This window comes from Streptacidiphilus melanogenes, from assembly GCF_000787835.1.
Lineage (GTDB): Bacteria > Actinomycetota > Actinomycetes > Streptomycetales > Streptomycetaceae > Streptacidiphilus > Streptacidiphilus melanogenes.
The window spans coordinates 26,532-40,820 of the sequence record NZ_BBPP01000001.1 but is presented as its reverse complement, the minus strand read 5'-3'; the positions used below and the strand labels follow the sequence as shown (position 1 = coordinate 40,820).

Annotated in this window: 11 protein-coding genes; 8 read left to right on the top strand and 3 right to left on the bottom strand. The window is 73.8% G+C overall.

Features of this window, described 5'->3' with window-relative positions; translation table 11 throughout:
- Window positions 1-1,929 (bottom strand): GNAT family N-acetyltransferase (locus TR49_RS00165; RefSeq protein ID WP_052433805.1); only part of this gene is annotated, 1,929 nt, incomplete at its 3' end.
- A 219-nt stretch (window positions 1,930-2,148) separates the two neighbouring features.
- Between TR49_RS00165 and TR49_RS00160 the strand changes: the two genes are divergently transcribed.
- Both TR49_RS00160 and TR49_RS00155 read left to right on the top strand, forming a co-directional pair.
- Complete coding sequence (locus TR49_RS00160) at window positions 2,149-2,427, top strand: HPr family phosphocarrier protein (protein ID WP_042375841.1); 279 nt, start codon at window positions 2,149-2,151, stop codon at window positions 2,425-2,427.
- A 181-nt stretch (window positions 2,428-2,608) separates the two neighbouring features.
- Window positions 2,609-4,372: an AMP-binding protein gene (locus TR49_RS00155; protein WP_042375840.1), complete on the top strand. Its 1,764-nt coding sequence runs from the start codon at window positions 2,609-2,611 to the stop codon at window positions 4,370-4,372.
- Between the two features lie 38 nt (window positions 4,373-4,410).
- Here the strand turns inward: TR49_RS00155 and TR49_RS00150 are convergent, their stop codons facing one another.
- Entirely contained in the window at window positions 4,411-4,776 is a 366-nt protein-coding gene (locus TR49_RS00150; protein WP_042375839.1) for a YrdB family protein, read from the bottom strand.
- Between the two features lie 157 nt (window positions 4,777-4,933).
- Here TR49_RS00150 and TR49_RS00145 point away from each other — a divergent pair, with 157 nt between their 5' ends.
- Complete coding sequence (locus TR49_RS00145) at window positions 4,934-5,401, top strand: MarR family winged helix-turn-helix transcriptional regulator (protein WP_042375838.1); 468 nt, start codon at window positions 4,934-4,936, stop codon at window positions 5,399-5,401.
- A 283-nt stretch (window positions 5,402-5,684) separates the two neighbouring features.
- Here TR49_RS00145 and TR49_RS00140 read toward each other — a convergent pair whose 3' ends face one another.
- Complete coding sequence (locus TR49_RS00140; RefSeq protein WP_084724416.1) at window positions 5,685-6,545, bottom strand: aquaporin; 861 nt, start codon at window positions 6,543-6,545, stop codon at window positions 5,685-5,687.
- 255 nt (window positions 6,546-6,800) lie between these two features.
- Here TR49_RS00140 and asnB point away from each other — a divergent pair, with 255 nt between their 5' ends.
- The 5 genes from asnB to TR49_RS00115 are packed head-to-tail and all read left to right on the top strand — an operon-like array spanning window position 6,801 to window position 14,271.
- Window positions 6,801-8,630 carry an asparagine synthase (glutamine-hydrolyzing) gene (gene asnB, locus TR49_RS00135; RefSeq protein ID WP_042375836.1) on the top strand — a complete coding sequence of 610 codons (1,830 nt, stop codon included), beginning with the start codon at window positions 6,801-6,803 and terminating at the stop codon, window positions 8,628-8,630.
- A complete protein-coding gene (locus TR49_RS00130) occupies window positions 8,627-9,661 on the top strand; it encodes a PrpF domain-containing protein (protein ID WP_042375835.1) in 1,035 nt (344 codons plus the stop codon). Before asnB ends, TR49_RS00130 begins: the two co-directional genes overlap by 4 nt.
- Window positions 9,654-11,087, top strand: a complete 1,434-nt coding sequence (locus TR49_RS00125; protein ID WP_042375833.1) for a dihydroorotase — start codon at window positions 9,654-9,656, stop codon at window positions 11,085-11,087. The genes TR49_RS00130 and TR49_RS00125 overlap by 8 nt, the downstream gene beginning before the upstream one ends.
- Window positions 11,084-12,457 carry an MFS transporter gene (locus tag TR49_RS00120; RefSeq protein ID WP_052433804.1) on the top strand — a complete coding sequence of 458 codons (1,374 nt, stop codon included), beginning with the start codon at window positions 11,084-11,086 and terminating at the stop codon, window positions 12,455-12,457. The genes TR49_RS00125 and TR49_RS00120 overlap by 4 nt, the downstream gene beginning before the upstream one ends.
- On the top strand, window positions 12,454-14,271 hold the full coding sequence (locus TR49_RS00115) for a multicopper oxidase family protein (RefSeq protein ID WP_042375830.1): 1,818 nt from the start codon (window positions 12,454-12,456) through the stop codon (window positions 14,269-14,271). The genes TR49_RS00120 and TR49_RS00115 overlap by 4 nt, the downstream gene beginning before the upstream one ends.
- The last annotated feature ends 18 nt before the right edge of the window (window positions 14,272-14,289 follow it).

Here is a 14,289-nt window from a genome sequence, read left to right as displayed (position 1 = left end):
GTCCGCCACTGCTGCGGGGGCGGGGACGATGACCTGGTCCACCAGGTCGGGCATGGCCAGGTGGACGATGATCAGCGGCTTGCCCGCTCGGCGGGCGCGGTGGGCGCTGTCGCGGAGGGCGGCCGCGAGCGGGGCCAGGTCGAGGGGTGGGGTTGCCGTCGGCGGGGGTGGGGTGGTGCGGCTGATGAGGCCGGAGCCGGGAAAGATGGGGAAGCCGCCCGCGCCGATCGGCGGGATGACGACGGCGACCACCGCGTCGCTGTCCGGGCGGTCGATCGCGGCCCGCAGCCCGTTGCGGAAGTCGTCCGGGGTCGCGCTGGTGGTGAGGTCGTGCGGCAGCAAGGGCTGGAGGCCGGAGCCCAGCGCAACGTCGTGGGTGAGCAGGCCGAGGGAGTCGGAGTTGCCGACGATCGCGATGCGCGGGCCCGACGGGAGCGGCTGGTGGGCGAGCAGGTCGGCGGCGTCGTACAGCTCGGTGATGGTGTCGACGCGGATCACGCCGGCCTGCTCGAAGAGCGTGTCGACCGTCGAGTCGGCGATCCGCGTGATCGCCGCCGCGTGTCCGGCGGGGATGCTGCGGGTGTCGCGGCCGCCCTTCACCACCACCAGCGGCTTGCGCGCGGCCACCCGCCGCGCCAGGCGGCTGAACTTGCGCGGGTTGCCGAAGGACTCCAGGTAGAGCAGCGCGACGCCGGTGGCCTCGTCCTCCTCGAAGAACTGCAGCAGGTCGTTGCCGGAGACGTCCGCGCGGTTGCCCACCGAGGCGAAGGCCGAGATGCCGAGGCCGCGCCGGTACGCGGCCTCGAGCAGCGCCGCGCCGATCGCGCCCGACTGCGTGAAGATCCCGAGCGGTCCGCGCCGGGGCAGCTGTGGCGAGAGGGAGGCGTCGAGCCGGACCGCCGGATCGGTGTTGATCAGGCCGAAGGCGTTGGGCCCGAGCACGCGCATGCCCGCCGCACGCGCCTGCCGGACCAGTTCGCGCTGGCGGGCACGACCGTCGAGACCGGTTTCCGCGTAGCCGGCGGTGATCACGACGAGCCCGTGCACGCCCGCCGCGCCGCAGTCGGCCACCACGTCGGGCACCTGCTCGGCGGGGACGGCGATCACGGCGAGGTCGACCGGGTCCACCACGTCGGCGATGGAGGCGTGGACCGGCACGCCGTCCAGTTCGGTGAGGCCCGCCGCGGGATCCGCGGCCGCCGGGTTGATCGCGTAGAGGGGGCCGGTGAACCCGCCGGAGAGGAGGTTGCGCAGCACGGTGCGGCCGACGCCGACGGGGTTGCGTCCCGCGCCGATCACCGCGACGGAGCGCGGCGCGAGCAGCCGCTGCATCGAACGCGCCTCGGCGCGGTGCTCGCGGGCACGCATGACCGCGAGGGACTCCTCGGTCGGCGCGAGGTCGAACTCGAAGTGCAGCACCCCGTCGGCGAAGCTGCGCTGCTGGGTGTAGCCGGCCTCGGTGAAGACCTTGGCCATCTTGCGGTTCTCGGGCAGCACCTCGGCCACGAAGCGGCGGATGCCGCGCTCGCGCGCGGTCGCGGCGATGTGCTCCAGCAGCGCGGAGGCCACACCCCGCCCCTGGTGGGCGTCCTGCACGAGGAAGGCGACCTCGGCCTCGGTGCCGGAGCCGGAGGGGCGGCCGGTGGCGTCGATCCGGTCGTAGCGGACGGTCGCGATGAACTGGTCGTTGACCAGCGCGGCCAGGCCCACCCGGTCGACGAAGTCGTGGTGGGTGAAGTGCCGGATGTCCTTGGCGGACAGCCGCGGGTACGGAGCGAAGAAGCGGTAGTACTTCGACTGGTCGGAGACGCGCTGGTAGAAGGCGACGAGACGGTCCGCGTCGTCGGGGACGATCGGGCGGATCCGGGCCGTGCCGCCGTCTCGCAGCACGATGTCGGCCTCCCAGTGGGCCGGGTAGGTCTCGCTCACTCGCTCAGGTTAACCGCGGAACCGGCGTGGGTAGCGTGCGACGCAGAAGGCGTCGTGGAGGGGGCCGCGCCCGGTGTGCGCGGAGCCGTGGCAGAATGGTCTAGACAACATGGGAGCTGCAGGGTCCGGAGCGGAGCCGAATGCTACGAATATCCTGAGTTGTCCGCATCATCGAGTCACCCGCACCATGCACCACGCACCACGCGAAAGGCACGCACCATGGCTGAGCGCCGCGTCACCATCGGCTGGCCCGAGGGCCTGCACGCCCGTCCCGCCTCCATCTTCGTCCGCGCCGCCGGCGCGGTGGGCGTGCCCGTGACGATCTCCAAGAACGGCGGCGCCCCCGTCAACGCCGCGTCCATGCTCGCCCTGCTGGGCCTCGGCGCCCAGGGCGGCGAGGAGGTCGTCCTCGCCTCCGACGCGGACGGCGCGGACGCCGCGCTCGACCGCCTGGCAAAGCTGGTCGGCGAGGGCCTGGACGAGCTGCCCGCCGCCTGAACCGTCACGGGCGCCCGACGCACCGCCTCAGCGGCGCGAGTCGGCCTGGAGCCGCGCCGACTCGCGCCCCTCGGACCGGGCCCGCCCGACCGCTGGGCCTCCTTGACCCGCTCCTGGGTGGCTGAAACGGTGTGATCCGTTCGGCGCACGCCGCTGTGCGCCCCCGCGGGAGGAGATCGCGATGGCACCGGACAGCACGCCGCCGAGGGAGGCGACAGCCGAATTCCGCGCCGCACGCGACCATCTGCTGCGGCACCGCGGCGACATCGAGGCCGCCCGGCGGCTCCCGCGCCCGCAGGGCGACCACTTCAACTGGGCCCTGGACTGGTTCGACCCCGAGGCGCACGGCAACGACGACATCGCCCTTCGCGTCGTCGACCTCACCGCCGACGGCCAGGTCCGGACCGAGACCGCACTGAGCTTCGCCGCGCTGAGCGCCCGCTCGGGCCAGGTCGCGAACTGGCTGCGCGGCCTCGGCGTGACCCGCGGCGACCGGGTGCTCCTGCTGCTCGGCAACCAGGTCGCGCTGTGGGAGGTGATGCTGGCCGCGATCAAGCTCGGCGCAGTCGTCATCCCCGCCAGCACCCTGCTCTCCCCCGAGGACCTCGCCGACCGGGTGACCCGCGGCGCCGTGCGCCACGTGATCGCCGAGTCCGGCCTGACCGGCGGATTCGCCGACATCGGCGGGGAGTGGACGAGGATCGCCGTGGGCGAGCCGGTTCCCGGGTGGCTCCCCTACGCGCAGTCCGCCTCCGCCCCCGAGGGGTTCGTCCCCGACGGGCCGACCCGCGCCGACGACCCGATGCTGCTCTACTTCACCTCCGGCACCACCAGCCGCCCCAAGCTCGTGGAGCACACCCACCGCTCCTACCCCGTAGGCCACCTGTCGACGATGTACTGGATCGGCCTGCGGCCGGGCGACGTGCACCTGAACGTCTCCTCTCCCGGGTGGGCCAAGCACGCGTGGAGCAACTTCTTCGCGCCGTGGAACGCCGGGGCGGAGATCCTGATCGTCAATCAGCCGCGCTTCGCCGCACGTCCGCTGCTGGACGCCATGGTGCGGCACCGGGTCACCTCCTTCTGCGCGCCGCCGACGGTGTGGCGGATGCTGGTGCTGGAGGACCTGACCCAGTGGCGTCCCCCGCTGCGTGAACTCGTGGGCGCGGGAGAGCCGTTGAACCCGGAGATCATCCAGCGGGTGCAGACCGCCTGGGGCGTGACGCTGCGCGACGGCTTCGGGCAGACCGAGACCACCGCCCAGGTCGGCAACCCGCCTGGCCTCGTGGTCAAGCCGGGCTCGATGGGCGTGCCGCTGCCGGGCTACGAGGTCGCGCTGGTCGACGCCGTGAGCGGCGAGGTGGTCACCGAGCCCGGCGCGGAGGGGGAGCTCTGCCTGCCGCTGGGCACCGCCCCCCTGGGCCTGATGACGGGCTACCAGCAGGACCCGGAGCGCCAGGCCGAGGCGACGGCGGGCGGTTTCTACCACACCGGGGACGTGGCGTTCCGCGACGCCGACGGCTACCTGACCTACGTCGGGCGCACCGACGACGTCTTCAAGTCCTCGGACTACCGGATCTCGCCGTTCGAGCTGGAGAGCGTCCTGATCGAGCACCCGCAGGTGGCGGAGGCGGCCGTGGTCCCCTCGCCGGACCCGGTCCGCCTGTCGGTACCGAAGGCCTATGTGGTGCTGGTGCCCGGTGCCTCGCCCGACGCGGAGACGGCGCGGTCGGTCCTGGAGTTCGCGCGGGGCCGGCTGGCGCCGTACAAGCGGGTGCGGCGGCTGGAGTTCGCGGAGCTTCCGAAGACCGTCTCCGGCAAGATCCGGCGCGTGGAACTGCGGGGCCGGGAACAGGAGTTGCACGGCGGCAGCGGGCTGACGGGCGGTGGCGAGACGCCCGTACGCGGGAAGCTGGAGTTCTGGGAGGAGGACTTCCCGCGCGACTGAGGCGGCCGGCCCGAGGACGGCCGGGGCCCCGACGGTCCTCAGTGGGTTCGGCGGGCGAGCGACTCGCGGTCGGCGGTGGCCAGCACGGTGTTGGCCACCGCGACGACGGCGAAGACGACGCCGAAGGTGTGGGCGCCGGCCGCGTACAGCGCGGCGGCGGCCAGGCCGAAGACCACCAGCTTGAAGACGAGCAGCGCCGGGACCGGCAGCGGGTGGCGGGCGCGGGGCGCGGCGAACAGGCCCCAGAGGACGGCCATGGCCAGCGGCGCACCGACACCCAGGAGCACGTGGACGGCGACGTTGTGGCCGGTGCGGAATCCCCACCAGGCGAGGCCGCCGAGGGCGACGAGTTCGAGGAGGAACGCGAGCAGCTCGTTGGCATGGTGCAGCGGCTTGGGGATCATGACGCGCTCCTCATTGAGGGGAACCCTTTCGAGAGCACCGCTCTCGCTTGAGAACAGTGTGCGCGAGAGCGACAGTCACAGTCAAGAGCAGTGCTCTCATTTATGAGCAGCGCTTCGTTTGAACCTTGAACGATATTGCCGGAGTATCGTTCCCTGCATGAGCGATGGCATCGACACGACGCCCCGACGGCTCCCCGGCCTCAGCACGACCCTGGTCTTCAAGCTCGGCACCCTGGGGACCGTGGCCACCGACCGGTTCACCCGAGCACTGGAGACGTTCGACCTCGGCCTCAAGCCCAAGCACGTCGGGTTGCTGGTCGCACTCGGCGCGGGCGCGGCGGCGTCCCAGCAGGAACTGGCCGCGCGGATGGGCGTCGCCCCGAGCCTGGTCGTCTCGCTCGCCGACCACCTGGAGCAGTTGAACGCCGTGCAGCGGGTCCGGGACCCGCAGGACCGCCGCCGTCAGGTGCTGACACTGACCGACGACGGACGCCGCCTCCTCGACCGTTGCGAGGTCGCGAGCCGCGAGCTTGACGCCGATCTCGCCGCCGAGCTGACCGACGCCCAGCGGGCGGCGCTGGCCGAGGCCCTGCAGCTGCTGGCCGACCGAGTGGGCCTGCCGTAGGCGGCGTGGTCGCCCACCCGCTTTCCGGCCACACCGACGAGCGCGAAAGCCGGTGTGGACGGCCGTCGGCAGCAGCAACCGGATCGTCCGCTGCCGGATCCACGGCCGCGCGCGTCCCTGCGCCCGCGTCCAGGACCCGGCCGCGGCGCAGCAGCCGCGAGGAAGAACAGCGGCATGGTCGGGAAGAGCAGCGTCAGCCACTGTGTCCGCGGGAGGGCGGCCAGCAGCTCGGGCGCAGCCAACGCGCCGTCACGGTGCGTCAGGGCCGTGATGAGCCAACGGCTCACGACCATGCAGCAGATGGCGAGGGCGCGGAGGGGGCCCGGGTGACGGTCGCGGTTCGCACCGCCTGACTGTCCGCAGCCGGACGCGGCCCCGGACAGCACGGCCCGGCATCGATGCCGACGCGGCTTCGTCCTCTCCCGCCCTCGACTCCGAGGTCGGCTGCGCCGCCGCCCCCGCCGTCGCCCGCGCCGTCGAACAGCACAGCCGTCAGCGCCAGGCCGACCACCGCGCCGAGGAGTTGCGCGAGAACGAAGGCCGGCACGGAGCGTGGCGCGATGCCGGTGAAGCTGTCGGTGAAGGCACGTCCGACCGTCGCGGCCGGATTGGCGAAGCTGCCCGAGGAGGTGAACCAGATCGCCGCGCCGATGTAGGCGGCGACGATCACGGGCGCGTACGCCTCCCGCCCGATCCGACCCAACCCGACGACCAGCAGCACCAGCCCGGCGGTGGCGACGACCTCACCGAGCCAGAGGTGGACGCCGTCGTGGCCCTGCCGCGACAACCGAAGCACCGGTCCGCCGAACATCCCGTCCGCGAGCAGCGCGCCGCCGATCGCCCCGGCGACCTGGGCGACCACGTACCCGGCGACCTCCCCGAACCGGGGCCGAGCGCCGTCGTGACGCCTCGTCCACCACGCCGTCAGCGTGACGACGGGGTTCAGGTGCGCCCCGGACACCGGCCCGAGCAGCGCGATCAGCACTCCCAGCCCAAGCGCGCTGACCAGCGCGTTCGCCAGCAGTTGCTCTCCGACGTCCGGCGTGAGCCGCTGCGCCTGGATGCCGGAGCCCACCACCACGGCCACGAGCGCGAGCGTCCCGACGAACTCCGCACCCAGCCGCCGCGCCAACGGTCGGCTCATCCCGTGCCCCCCGGACGAGCCTGCTTCAACAAAATGTCAACCTCGACCACGCGGCACATGGTGGCACAGCCCAGGCCGCCCGCGCACCACCCGCCCGCACTCCGGTCCGGCCGGGACGGGGCGGGGTCGGGTCGAGTCGGGGTCGGGGCGTGGGACCGGGGAGGGCCTGGGGCGGGACAGCGGGCTCAGGCGGGCGGGACAGCGGGCCGCCGAACGTGGAGGCATCGAGACCCCGAGCAGAAGGCACGAGCGATCATGTGCAGAATCCACGGCCACTTCGACGCCGATCTCTCACCGCACGACATGCGCGCGGCCGGGGCGCTCCAACGGCACGGCGGGCCCGACGAGGCCCGGCTCGCCCACGGGGCCGGGTGGGCGCTGGGCAGCAACCGGCTCGCGATCACCGACCCGGCCGGCGGGCGGCAGCCCTACGAGGGCGACGCCGGACGCGTCAGGGTCGTCTTCAACGGCGAGATCTACAACCACGGCGAGCTGCGCACGCAGCTCCGGTCGCGCGGCCACCGGTTCGCGGACCGCTGCGACGGCGCGGTGCTGCCCGCGCTCTACCAGGAGCACGGGACGGCGTTCGCCCAGCGGCTCGACGGCATGTTCGCCGTCGCGCTGGTCGACCTGCGCGCCGAGCCGATGCTCGTCCTGGCAACCGACGACGCCGGGATGAAGCCGATCTACTACCGCTGGGACGGTCGCAGGCTGCACTTCGCCTCCGAGCTGCCCGCGCTGCTCGCCATGGGGCGGGAGCGGCCGACGCTGTGGGAGCCGGGGCTGGACAGCTACCTGGCGACCAAGACGCCGTTCGGCGAGCACACCCTGGTCGAGGGCGTGCAGGTGCTGCCGCCCGGCACCACCGCCGTCTGCTCGCGCTCGCGCGGACTGCGGCTGTACCGCCGCCCCGCGCCGGAGCCCCCGGCCGTCACCGGAGGGGAGCCGGGCGAGCAGGTGCGGGAGGCGCTGGCCGAGGAGGTGCGGCGGCTGACGGTCGCGGACGCGAGGGTGTGCGCGATCACCAGCGGCGGCCTGGACTCCAGCCTGGTCACCGCGCTGATGGCGGACGGCGCGCCGGTGCAGGACGTGCACTCGTTCAACATCGCCTACCGCGGTGATTGGCCGCACGACGAGCGGCACTTCGCCCGCGAGGTGGCGCAGCGGGCCGGAACCGTGCACCACCAGGTCGAGCTGGACGCGGCCCGCTTCCCGGAGCTGCTGCCGGCCGTGGCCTGGCACCTGGGCCAGCCCAACGCGGACCCGATCACGCTCAGCACCTACGGCCTGTTCGAGGCCGTGCACCAGGCCGGGTTCAAGGTGGCGCTGACCGGCGACGCGGCGGACGAGGTGTTCGCCGGGTACGCCCGGATCCACGCCGCCGTCACCACGCACGGCACCTGGCTGCCCGAGTACGTGGACGCGCTCGCGGCGATCCCGGCCGAGGCCCGGACGCGCCTCTACAGCGCCGACTACCGGGCGTTCGTCGCCGACCGGGGCAGCGCCTCGGACGCGATCACGGAGCGGCTGCGGCAGGAGGCCGCGCACCGGTCACGGCTCGACGTCCTCACCGACTTCGAGACCGAGGTCCGGCTGCCCGCCTACCACCTGCGGCGCGTGGACCACCTGAGCATGGCGCACGCCGTCGAGGTCCGACTGCCGTTCTGCCAGCGGTCGGTGCGCGAGCTCGCCCGCGCCCTGCCGCAGCACCACCGGCTGTCGCCGGAGGGCGGACGCGGCAAGGTCGCCCTGTACGCGGCCGCGCGCGGGCTGCTGCCGCGCAGCGTGCTGGAGCGGCCCAAGCAGCCCTTCACCCTGCCGATCACGGCGATGCTCGCGCCGGGGACGCCGCTGTGGGCGTACACGCGCGAGGTGCTCTCCCCCGCCCGGCTGCACACCGGTGGACAGCTGGACCCGACGGCCGTCGAGCGGCTGCTGCGCGCTCAGCAGACCCGGCCGGCCGACTGCCTGGCCCTGGCGACCTGGTCGCTGCTGATGTTCGAGCTGTGGCGCGAGGAGTTCGCGGTGCGCCGCGCCGCCTCCCGCCCGGCCGAGGAACGAGAACTGCTGGAGGTGGCGTCATGACCGCCACGACCCTGACCGCTCCCACCGCTGACCTGGGCTTCGCCGCCCTCGCCCGGGCGATCGGCGCCCCGGGTCCGACCCTGGTCCTGGACGCCGACGCCCTCCCCCGCGACCGCGAGGGCCTGGTGACCGCGCTGACCCGCATCCGCCGCCGTCTGCCGGACCTGCCGGACCTGCCGGGCACCGGCGGCAAGGGCGGCAAGGGCGAGGTGCTCAAGTGGGCGCTGATCGCGCCCTCCACGCACCCCCTGTTCGACGTGGACTACCGCTTCGTCCAGGCGATGCCGGACGCGCCGGACCACTTCGATCTGAACGGCAACTGCGGCCACTCCCTGCTCGCCGCCGTCACCGCCGCGGCCCAGGCCGGTCGGCTGCCCGCGCTGCGCGCCGGGGACCGGATCCGCGCCCGGGTGCTCAACAACGGCGACCAGGTGGTCTGCCAGGTCGACCACGCCTCGCCCCGGCACACCGTCTTCACCGCGCACTTCATCGTCCCGCCCGGCACCCGGCTCGGCACGCTGCTGCGCGACGGCGGCCGGGTGGTGCGGATGGCCAACCCCTACCTGTTCGTCGACGGCGCGCGGCTGGGCGTGCGCGACCGGGAGACCCTGTTCCGGGGCGAGCAGCCCGAGTTGTACGCGACGCTGGAGCGGATGCGCCGACGGCAGGCCGCCCGGCTGGGCTGGCCGTTGGACGGAGCGTTCCCGAAGGTCGCGGCCGTGGTCCCGGTCGCCCCCGGTCACCTGGCCGTCCGCGCGCTGACCGTCGGCGGCTGGCATCCCGAGCTGGCGCTGACGGGCGCGGTCTGCCTCGCGGCGGCCTCGGCCCTGCGCGGCACGATCCCGAACCGTCTGCTGGCCGGGGAGTCGGCCGCCCCCGGAAGGCTCGTCATCGACACCCCCGCACGCCAGGTCGTGGCCTCCTACGCCGTGACCGGCGACACGCAGGACGACGAGCTGCTGTGGGTGAGCGTCGGCGGCAAGGAGACGCGGGCGCTGGGCGCGGTCGCGATGGGGGTCGGCGATGAGTGAGACGACGAACGAACCGACGGGCGAGAAGCCCTACGACCTGGTCGTCACCGGCGTGCGACTGGTGAGCGGGGAGGGGGTGGTGACGGGCGGGCTGGCCGTGTCGGGCGGCCGGATCGCCGCACTGCTGGGGCCGGACGAGCGTCCGCCCGCGCGGCGGACCCTCGACGGCGGCGGCCGCCATCTGCTCCCCGGCCTGATCGACTCCCATGTGCACTTCCGCACCCCGGGGTTGACGCACAAGGAGGACTGGGCGCACGCAAGCCGGGCCGCCGTCGCGGGCGGGATCACCACGGTGATCGACATGCCCAACACGGTCCCGCCTCTGCGCACCGGCGAGGAGGCCCATCGCAAGGCCGAACTGATCGACGGCACCTCGCTGGTGGACTACCGCCTCCACCTCGGCGTCGCGGGCGAGGACCCCTCCCCGCTGCGCGAGGTGGGCCCGCGCGAGGCGACCAGCGTCAAGGTCTTCCTCGCCGGACACCACACGGCCCCCCACGTCGTGCGGGACCCGGTGCAGCTGGAGAAGATCTTCCGCACCGCCGCCGAGTCCGGGCTGCGCCTGCTGCTGCACGCCGAGGACGAGGGCGTGTTCGGACTGCTGGACGAGTGGCGCGGTGAGCCGTCCGGCTACGCCGAGTACGAGCGGCACCGTCCGCGCAGCGGCGCGATCGTCGCGGTGGCACGGGTGGTGGAGCTGGTTCGCCGCCACGGCACCTCCGTGCACGTGCTGCACGCCTCCACCGCCGAGGAGGCCGACCTGCTGACGGCCGCCGCCCACGCGGGCCTTCCGGTGACCTTCGAGGTGACGCCGCATCATCTGTCCTTCACGGCAACGGAAACGTGCCGGGTCGGCGCGCGGGCGCGGCTCAGCCCCGCGCTGCGGCAGGCAGCGGACCAGGACCGACTCTGGCAGGCCGTCCTGGGCGGTCACGCCGCGACGCTCGGCAGCGACCACGCCCCGCACACGCGGGCCGAGAAGCTCCGCGTCCCTGCGGAGGCCCCGCCCGGCCTGCCGGGCGTGCAGGAGATGCTCCCGGCCGTGCACACCGGCCTGCGCCGGCGCGCGCCGCACGATGCGCCGGACGCCCAACTCTCCAGCCTGGTACGCATGCTCGCCGAACGCCCGGCCGAACTGTTCGGGCTCGACGAGCGCAAGGGCCGCCTGCGGGTCGGACTCGACGCGGACTTCGTGCTGTTCGACGCGGACGAGCGGTGGATGCTCGACCCGGGCGCGATCCGCTCCAAATGCGGCTGGTCCGCGTACGAGGGCTGGACGATGACCGGCCGCGTGCGGCACACCGTCCGACGCGGCGAGACCGTCTACCGGCTGCCGGACGACAGCGCCGACGCGGACGCCGCGTTCGGTGCAGCGGACGGCCGGTGGCTGGCCGCACGCCGCCCTCCGGACGTGGAACCCCGGTGAACACGCCCCTGCGGCGCGGGGAGCTGGTGGTGACGGCGTTCGCCTGCGGCGTCGCCGTGGCCGGGATCTACTACGCCCAGCCGCTGCTGCCGGCGCTCGCCGCGAGCTTTCGGGCTCACCGCACGAGCGCGGCGATCGTGGTGTCTGCGGGTCAGCTCGGCTACGCGGCAGGCCTGTTGCTCATCGTCCCGTTGGGCGACCGAGTTCCACGCGAACGTCTGGCCACGGCGCTGCTCTGGCTGGCCGTCCCTGTGGCGGCCCTGGCTGCGACGGCGTCGGCCCTGCCGGTTCTGGCCGTCGCGGTCGTCCTGCTGGGCCTCACCGGCAGCGCGGCCCAGGTCCTCGTCGCCCGCACGGCCTCGGCGGCGGGCCCCGAACGGCGCGGGCGCGCCGTGGGCACGGTGATGGGCGGCCTGACGGCCGGCATCCTGCTCGCCCGCGTGGTCTCCGGCCAGCTCGCCGCGCTCTGGGGCTGGCGCGCGGTGTACGCAGCGGCGGCAGTCCTGTTGGCGGCTGCCGCCACGCTGGTGCGAGCGCTCTTGCATCGCGAGCCGGTTGCACCTCCTCGGGGGCGCGGGGCTCTGCCGACTTGGGGCTCCGCTGCGGGACGCGAGAACCCCCTGGGGAGGATGGCCCTGCTCGTTCGGCGTTCCGCGTCGCAGGGACGGGGTCACCCCCAACCGAAGGCTGGCGGTTTGTCGCCCAGTTCCCCGCGCCCCTGGAGGGTGCGACCACCTGCGGGAGCGAGCCGGCCGGCTGCGCAACAGCACGCGCCGCGCCCGCGGATGGTGCGACTGGCCGTCTGCTGCATGAGCGGCTTCGCCGTGTTCGCGTCGTTCTCCGCGTTCTGGACGCCCACGGCGTTCCTGCTCGCGGGGCCGCCGTTCCGGCTCGGCGAGGCCGCCATCGGGCTGTTCGGGCTGACCGGCATCGCCGGCGTGCTGCTCGCGCAGCCCGCCGGGCGGTGGTGCGACCACGGACATGTGCGCCCCGCGCGCTTCGGTTTCAACGCCCTGATGGTCGTGGCGTTCCTGCCGCTCGCGCTCGGCCGCGGGAACCTGGTGCTGCTGGGTGTCGGAGCCGTCCTGCTGGATCTGGGGCTGCGCGGGGTGCAGACCGCCAACCAGCAGCAGATCTACGCCCTGCTGCCCGCAGGCGCGCACAGCCGGGTGACCACCGTCTACATGACCTGCTACTTCGCCGGCGGCGCGACGGGCTCCGCGCTGTCCGCCGCCGTCTGGGCCCGCGCCGGATGGTCCGGCGTGTGCCTGCTCGGCGCGGCGTTCGCCGCGCTGCCCCTGCTCCCCCAGGCCGCCACTGTGCTGCGGCCGCGGACGACCACCGTCGCCGGTTCCGAGGAGGCGTCATGACCACCGTCGAGACACCCACCAGCACCACCGTTCTCACCAAGTTCGCCGACCCGCTGCGGATCCCACCGCGGCTGCGCGCGGACCGCGCCGAGCCACACGCGCGGTTCACCCTCCGCACCGAAGGCGTGAGCCTGCAGCTGCACTCGCAGCTGCCGCCGACCCCGCTGTGGACCTACGGCGGGCACTTCCCCGGCCCGGTCCTGGACCTGCACCGCAGCCAGCGTGTCCGGGTGACCTGGGAGAACGGCACAACCACGCCCTACCCTGCCGTGTCCGCCTTCCTCGCGGACGCGCCCGGCAACCCCTCCCTCGCCATGAACGCTCCCGGCATCGGGCTCGCCCAGCCCGTCAAGGGCGTGGCCGCATTGCCCGCCTGGCAGGTGACGCACCTGCACGGCGCGGTGACCGGGGGCAACAACGACGGGTGGATGGAGAACGCCGTCCTGCACGGCGACGCGCAGCTGTCCGAGTACCCGAACGACCAGCCCGCGATGACGCTCTGGTACCACGACCACGCGATGAACGTCACCCGGCTGAACGTCTTCGCCGGGCTGGTCGGGATGTACCTGCTGCGCGACGACGAGGAGGAGGCCCTCGGGCTGCCGGGCGGCGACCGCGAGGTCCCGCTGATCGTCTGCGACCGCAACCTGGAGACCGACGCTTCGGGGCGGTTCACCGGGCGGCTGCTGCACAAGACCACCGGGACGCTGCCGTTCGTCGGCCCCTACACGCTGGTCAACGGCACGATCTGGCCGCATCTGGAGGTGCGGCCGGGGTGGTACCGGTTCCGGGTGCTGAACGCGTCCAACTCGCGCACCTACCGGTTGCACCTGCTGGACGAGGGCGGGACGGTGGTCACCGGCTCCGCCTGGCTGATCGGCACCGACAGCGGGCTGCTCGGCGCGCCGCTGCCGGTGCCCGCCGCCGGGCTGACCCTGGCCCCGGCCGAACGGGCGGACGTGCTCGTGGACTTCGGCGCTTTCGGGGGCCGGTCGCTGCGGCTGGTCAACTCCGCACAGGCGCCCTTCCGCGGCGATCCGCTGCCGGCCGGGGTGAAGCCCGGCGATCCCCTGCCCGCCGCCCGGCTGCCGGAACCGGACGTGATGCAGTTCCGCGTCGCGGACGTCCCGCCGACGGACGCGTTCCGGCTGCCGCAGACGCTCTCCCCCTCGTACTACCGCCTCACCCACGACCGGCTCCCGCCCGACCACATGCACCGGATGCTGGCGCTCGCCGCCGACGCCGACGGCACGCTCGGGCTGTGGGAGCTGGGCGAGGTCCCGGCCTCGGAGGCGCCGACCGGCGGGGTCAGGGACGGCATCATCCAGGTCACCGACCAGGACGGGGTGACCACCACCTACCAGCGCCTCGCGCGCCACTTCGACGACCAGCTCAACTGGCGGGCCCGGCAGGACGGGTGGGAGGTATGGAAGATCCTCAACCTGAGCGGGATCCTGCACCCGATCCACATCCACCTGACCCGGTTCCAGCCGCTGTCCTTCGACGGCTACGACACCGCCAGGTTCGTCCAGGCTCAAGGCGGCACCGCGCCCGGCGCCCCGGTCGCCCACCTGGACTCGCTGCCGATCGACCCGTCCCTGACGGGCTGGAAGGACGTGATGCGGGTGCCGCCGGGCACGATGGTCACGGTGGCGGGCCAGTTCCGCGGCGCGTCCGGGCGGTACATGTACCACTGCCACATCCTGGAGCACGAGGACGCCGGGATGATGCGGGAGTTCGCGGTGATGCCCGGCGCCGTCATGGACGTCGGCGGGATGGGCGGCATGGGCGGTGGCGGCATGGGCGGCATGTGACGCAGGCCGCCCGGGTGC

Bases quoted from the DNA above. Each gene is read 5' to 3' on its own strand.
- TR49_RS00160 (WP_042375841.1), top strand. From the start codon at position 2,149: ATGGCTGAGCGCCGCGTCACCATCGGCTGGCCCGAGGGCCTGCACGCC.
- TR49_RS00155 (WP_042375840.1), top strand. From the start codon at position 2,609: ATGGCACCGGACAGCACGCCGCCGAGGGAGGCGACAGCCGAATTCCGC.
- TR49_RS00150 (WP_042375839.1), bottom strand. From the start codon at position 4,776: ATGATCCCCAAGCCGCTGCACCATGCCAACGAGCTGCTCGCGTTCCTC.
- TR49_RS00145 (WP_042375838.1), top strand. From the start codon at position 4,934: ATGAGCGATGGCATCGACACGACGCCCCGACGGCTCCCCGGCCTCAGC.
- TR49_RS00140 (WP_084724416.1), bottom strand. From the start codon at position 6,545: ATGAGCCGACCGTTGGCGCGGCGGCTGGGTGCGGAGTTCGTCGGGACG.
- asnB (WP_042375836.1), top strand. From the start codon at position 6,801: ATGTGCAGAATCCACGGCCACTTCGACGCCGATCTCTCACCGCACGAC.
- TR49_RS00130 (WP_042375835.1), top strand. From the start codon at position 8,627: ATGACCGCCACGACCCTGACCGCTCCCACCGCTGACCTGGGCTTCGCC.
- TR49_RS00125 (WP_042375833.1), top strand. From the start codon at position 9,654: ATGAGTGAGACGACGAACGAACCGACGGGCGAGAAGCCCTACGACCTG.
- TR49_RS00115 (WP_042375830.1), top strand. From the start codon at position 12,454: ATGACCACCGTCGAGACACCCACCAGCACCACCGTTCTCACCAAGTTC.